The 4979-nt window shown below is 70.6% G+C and carries 5 protein-coding genes and 1 pseudogene; 2 read left to right on the top strand and 4 right to left on the bottom strand.

Annotation, left to right across the window (positions count from 1 at the left end):
* A pseudogene (locus D7W79_RS38660) lies at nt 1-109 on the top strand (IS5-like element ISMra2 family transposase); the annotation flags it as partial.
* 14 nt (nt 110-123) lie between these two features.
* Here the strand turns inward: D7W79_RS38660 and D7W79_RS38655 are convergent.
* Nucleotides 124-585, bottom strand: a complete 462-nt coding sequence (locus tag D7W79_RS38655) for a universal stress protein (RefSeq protein ID WP_120530252.1) — start codon at nt 583-585, stop codon at nt 124-126.
* Between the two features lie 146 nt (nt 586-731).
* Here D7W79_RS38655 and D7W79_RS38650 point away from each other — a divergent pair, with 146 nt between their 5' ends.
* A complete protein-coding gene (locus D7W79_RS38650) occupies nt 732-1604 on the top strand; it encodes an SDR family NAD(P)-dependent oxidoreductase (RefSeq protein WP_120530251.1) in 873 nt (290 codons plus the stop codon).
* 4 nt (nt 1605-1608) lie between these two features.
* Here the strand turns inward: D7W79_RS38650 and D7W79_RS38645 are convergent, their stop codons facing one another.
* From D7W79_RS38645 to D7W79_RS38635, 3 genes are all read right to left on the bottom strand, one after another.
* Nucleotides 1609-2403 (bottom strand): trypsin-like serine peptidase, encoded by a 795-nt coding sequence (locus tag D7W79_RS38645; protein ID WP_120530250.1) that lies wholly within the window; start codon nt 2401-2403, stop codon nt 1609-1611.
* 278 nt (nt 2404-2681) lie between these two features.
* Complete coding sequence (locus D7W79_RS38640) at nt 2682-4172, bottom strand: FAD-dependent oxidoreductase (RefSeq protein WP_120530249.1); 1491 nt, start codon at nt 4170-4172, stop codon at nt 2682-2684.
* On the bottom strand, nt 4169-4979 hold an 811-nt coding region (locus D7W79_RS38635; RefSeq protein ID WP_158617161.1), incomplete at its 5' end, for an FAD-dependent oxidoreductase. The genes D7W79_RS38640 and D7W79_RS38635, both read right to left, overlap by 4 nt.

Raw genomic sequence — 4979 nt, 5'->3', positions numbered from 1 at the left:
TCTCTTCAATCGCTTGAAGCAGAACCGGCGGGTGGCGACGCGCTATGAGAAGCGCGCCGCCAACTACCTGGCGATGGTCCATATCGCCTCCATCCGCCTCTGGCTCTAATTTGCGGACACGCCCTAGTCCTGGCTGACGTGCAGGGTGAGCACCGGGCATGCCGCGTGGCCCACCACCTTCTGAGCCACGCTGCCCAGCAGCATGCGCGTGAGTCCCTTGCGCTGGTGCGTGCCCATCACGATGAGGTCGTACTTCCCGCGCTCGGCCTCATCCAGCACCACGTTGCCCGCTTCACCAATCACCACGCGGTGGGACAGCGCCACCGGCGCGGTGCCGTCCACGGAGCGCAGGAGCTTCTCCAGATCCTTGCCGGCGGTGTCGCGCGCCATGGCTTCCAGGGAGGTGGCGTCCCAGCCGGGCGAGGCCACCAGGAGATCCGGCGCCACGTACTGCGGCGGCTCCCACGCGTGGATGACGTCCACCGTCGCGCCAAAGGGGCGGGCGAGTTGCAGCGCGTAGTCCACGACGGAGCGGGACCCGTCCTTCAGGTCCACCGGCACGAGGATGCGTGAAGGGCCAGCCATGGGAGTCCTCCTCCTGGGGGAACAGGGCATGCGTAACGCCCACTCGCCGCGAGGGCAAGCGGGCGTTCATGGGAGGCCGAGCGGCGGGGCGGGCGCGCAGGGCCACCCGCGCATGGGCACCTTCTGGTCCGAGGTCCTGCCCCCATATGCGCCCTCCCATCGACAACGGTACCGTGCTCATCATTGGCGCCGCTGGCGGCATCGGCCGCGAGCTTGCCCGACTGCTCTCTTCCCGGGTCAGGACCCTGGTGCTCGTCGCGCGCGACGTGGACGACCTGGGGGCCCTGCGGGAGGAGCTGCTCGCCCGCAACCCGACCCTGGGGGTGATGATCCGCGCCTGCCGCCTGGATGATCCGCGCGCCGTGGACGCGCTCTTCGAACACCTGGAGCGCCACTACGTCCGCGTGGACGTGCTCATCAACAACGCGGACCACGCCTCCAGCGGGCTGTACGCGGAGGAGCGCTGGAAGCGCATCGAGGAGCTGGTGCAGGCGAACGTGCTGGCCCCGGCCATGATCACCCACCGCCTGCTGGGCCCCATGGTGGAGCGCGGGCGGGGCGGCATCCTCATGGTGGGCTCGGGCGCCGCGCGCCTGTTCCTGCCGGGCGCGGTGACGTTCGCCGCCACGCAGCGCTTCCTGGATGGCTTCAGCGAGTCCCTGCGCCTGGAGCTGAAGGACGCGGGCATCCCCGTCACCTTCGTGGCCGCGGGCCCGCTGGCACTGGGGCCGCACCTGGAAGGGGAGGTGACGCCCTTCTTCGAACTGTCCCTGCGCCAGTGCGCCCGCGAGGCCCTGGAGGGCTTCGAGCGGGGCGAGGCGCTGGTGTACCCGGGCCTGGGGCACCGGTGGGTGATGCGCCTGTTGCGCTTCCTGCCGCGCTCCTTCAAGCGGGGCCTGGGGCGGCTGGCGCTGGGCGGGCTCAAGCGGACGCTGCTCTTGAATCCGTCCGGGCCCGGAGCGGGTGCGCCCCCCCGGCCGGTGCTGCTGGCCGGAGGGGAGCCCACTTCCGCGACGTGACGGACTACAGGCCGATTTCCGCGAGCCGCGCCTTCACGCGCGTGGCCTTCACGCCGGTGTTGGCCGTGCCGCGGCCCTGCGAGTTGCCGCCGATGCCGATGTGGTGCAGCGCCACCACCTGGTTCGTGGACGTGGAGATGACGGGCGAGCCGGACGAGCCGCCCAGCGTGTCCGCGTCGTAGGAGATGTCCGTGGTGCTGTAGTTGCCGTTGAGCACCGAGCCCGGCGAGGACTTCTTCGTCGGCGTGCAGGACGGCGTCGTGTAGTAGTCGCAGTTCTGGTTCACGACGTACACGGACGAGCTCGTCGCCGCGTTGGTGCTGGAGACGGTGAGGAAGCCGTACACCTGGCCGGGCAGCTGGCCGTTGACCGCCGAGCAGCGCAGCGCCGTCATGTCGTCACCGCTCCAAGTCTTGATGAACGTGGCGCACGGGTACCAGACGCGCGAAGCGGACGCGACGCCGTCCTCGTAGTTGAACGACACGCGCGCGCCCACCGCGTCCGCGCTGCTGCCGATGCAGTGGTTGTTGGTGATGATGACGTCGTTGGACACCAGCCACGCCGTGCAGCGGCTGCCCACCGCCGGGATGGAGAGGTAGCCCACCGCCAGGGACTTCGTGCGCTGCGTCCCCGAGAGGGACGTGGCGCTCACCCAGTTCAGCGTGCCCACGATGACGTTGGACTCCTGCGACGCCAGCGCCTCATTGGGCTCCGCGTCCGGCACGTCCATGGGCTCCACGGAACCACACGCCGTCAGGCCCATCACCAGCATCGCACCCACGAGCTTCTTCGCGGCCATCACTGAATCTCCCCCCGCGCGGCATTGCGCGGCGCGGGAGGCCTAGGCACGCCGCGTGCCACGGCGCCTCCCAGAGGAGACCCGGGGTCATGCACCCGCACGGGTGGTGCGCGGATGCTCCGTGCAACCCGGTTGCGTTTGTAAAGAAACGTCACGTTCCCCGGCGAATCCCCAGCCATCCCGGGAGTTTGCGTGATTTTCCGGGAGTGCCGCTTTTGCGGACATGCGGGGACCGCCCCTGTCCCAGGCGGAGACAGGGGCGGGGTGGGCGGAATTCTTCAGCCGATGATCATGTCCTCGCGCTCGAGGGTGCCTTCCTCGAAGCGGCGGAGGTTGAAGCGGGTGAAGAGCTCGTCGGAGGCACCGGAGGTCATCCACTGCGCCATCCGCTCCGCGACGGCGGGGGCCATCATGAAGCCGTGGCCCACGAAGCCGGACATCTGGAGCAGGTTGTCCAGGCCGGGGGTGCGCCCGAGGATGGGGTTGTTGTCCGGGGTGACGTCGTAGAGGCCGCCCCACTGGCGCAGCACCTTCACCTGGCCCACGTGCGGCAACTGCTCCGTGAGCGCGCGAGCGAAGCGCGACACGAAGCGCAGGGTGCTGCCCATGTTGGGGCCGGAGGGCTCCAACGGGTCCCCCATGCCGCCGACAATCTCACCGCGCATGGACTGGCTGAAGTACAGGCCCGTGTCGAGCACCGACACCAGCGGCGACAGGAAGGGCTTGAGCGGTTCGGTGCTGAGGATTTCGTGGCGGTGCGGCTCGTTGGGCAGCTTCACGTCCGCCAGCTTCGCGACCGCCGGGCTCCACGCGCCGGAGGCGAGCACGACGGTGTCGCAGGCGATGTCGCCCCGGTCCGTCTTCACCTTGCGCACCTGGCCGTTGCTCGTCTCGAAGCCGGTGACGTTGGTGTACGTCTCCACCTTCACGCCGCGCTTCACGCTGCCCTGCGCGTAGCCCCACAGGAAGGCCCAGGGGAAGATGACGCCGTCCTCCGGGTTGTAGGCCGCCGTCACGCAGTCCTTCATCGTGAGGCCCGGGACGACCTGGCGCGCCTCGTCCGCGGTGATGATGCGCGTGGGCACGCCGTACTTGTTGTGCAGGGCGGCGTTGCGATCCAGCCGGTACGCGGTGTCCTTGCGCTTGGCCAGGAAGAGGTAGCCGCCCTGGCGCAGCCACACGTTGACGCCCAGGTCGCGCGCGAAGCCCTTCATCAGGTCGATGGAGCGCTTGGCCAGCTCAATCAGCGCCGGGGTGCCCCACTGCATGCGCACGCCGCCGCCGTTGCGGCCGGACGCGCCCGCGCACAGGTAGCCGCGCTCCAGCACGACGACGTCCGTCTCCCCGCGCAGCGCCAGGTTGTACGCCAGCGACAGGCCCATGATGCCGCCGCCGATGATGACCACCTTCGCCTTCTGCGGCACCGGCCCTGTCGGGCGCAGCGCGGACGGGAAGTGCTCCAATTCCTGGGGCACGCCGCCCACGGGCGGGACGGCTTCGTCCACCGGAGCGCTGGCGAGCACGCGCAGCTCCGTGGGGTACAGCGGCGGACGGGGCGTGAAGGGCACCACGCCCTCCGGCTTGAGCGCCGGGGCCTTCTGCTTGAGCAGCGCCGCCACCGCGGCGTGGCAGCTCTTGCCCTGGCAGATGCCGGTGCCGAAGCCCGTGTAGCGCTTCACCGACTCCACGTCGTGGTAGCCGCGCTCGATGGCGTGCTCCACGTCCGTGACGGTGACGTCCTCACAGGTGCAGACGAGCGCCTTGCTCATGACAGCCCTCCCAGCAGCGCCTGCGCCGCGCGTGCGCCCATGGCCGCGGCGTCCTTCGCCGTGCCTGGCTTCGCCACGTCGCCCGCGACGAACACGTCCGCCGCCTGCGTGCGGCCGTCCGCGTCCGCCTCCACCCGGAAGTGGCCCGCGTCCGCGTCGAACTCCACCTTCGCGCCGCCCTGGCGCGCCAGCTCGAAGCCCGGCGTCACCGGCACCGACACGACGATGGCGTCGCACGACACCTTCTGCTTGCGGCCCCCCTGGGGCGTGAAGCTCAGGGCCGTCACGCCGCGCAGGCCGTGCGCCTTGAGCCCGTCACCGAGCGTGGCCTTCGGGTGCGCGTTGGCGGGCAGCGGGCCCTTCAGGTCCACCACCGCCGCCACCTCCACGCCGCGCTGGGTGAACAGGTGCGCCAGCGCGTGCAACTCCGCGCCGTGGCCCACCAGCGTCGCCACCTGGGGCGCCACGTCGTGCTTGCGCAAGAGCAGGCTCGCCGCGCGGCCCGCGATGACGCCGGGCAGGTCGTTGTTCTCGAAGGGGAGGGTGGGGGGATGGCCGCCCACCGTGAGCAGGAAGCGCTTCGCGTAGACCTTGAGCAGCCGCAGGTTCGCGGCCTCCTGGGACGCGACCGCCAGGTAGCGGCCGTGCTCGTCGTCATACAGGCCGATGACGGTCGCCTTGCGCACCACGCTGCCCTGCGGGAACGCGGTGGCCTCCGGCACGAAGGGCGCACCGTCCTCCGGGGCGCCGTGGGAAAGCCGTCCGCCCAGGTTCGCGTCGCGCTCGAAGAGCAGGAAGGGCACGCCC

Source organism: Corallococcus exercitus, assembly GCF_003611585.1.
GTDB classification, from domain to species: domain Bacteria; phylum Myxococcota; class Myxococcia; order Myxococcales; family Myxococcaceae; genus Corallococcus; species Corallococcus exercitus.
The sequence above is the reverse complement of the archived record's forward strand: the minus strand, read 5'-3'. Positions and strand labels throughout refer to the sequence as shown.

Bases quoted from the DNA above. Each gene is read 5' to 3' on its own strand.
- D7W79_RS38645 (WP_120530250.1), bottom strand. From the start codon at position 2,403: ATGGCCGCGAAGAAGCTCGTGGGTGCGATGCTGGTGATGGGCCTGACG.
- D7W79_RS38650 (WP_120530251.1), top strand. From the start codon at position 732: ATGCGCCCTCCCATCGACAACGGTACCGTGCTCATCATTGGCGCCGCT.
- D7W79_RS38640 (WP_120530249.1), bottom strand. From the start codon at position 4,172: ATGAGCAAGGCGCTCGTCTGCACCTGTGAGGACGTCACCGTCACGGAC.
- D7W79_RS38655 (WP_120530252.1), bottom strand. From the start codon at position 585: ATGGCTGGCCCTTCACGCATCCTCGTGCCGGTGGACCTGAAGGACGGG.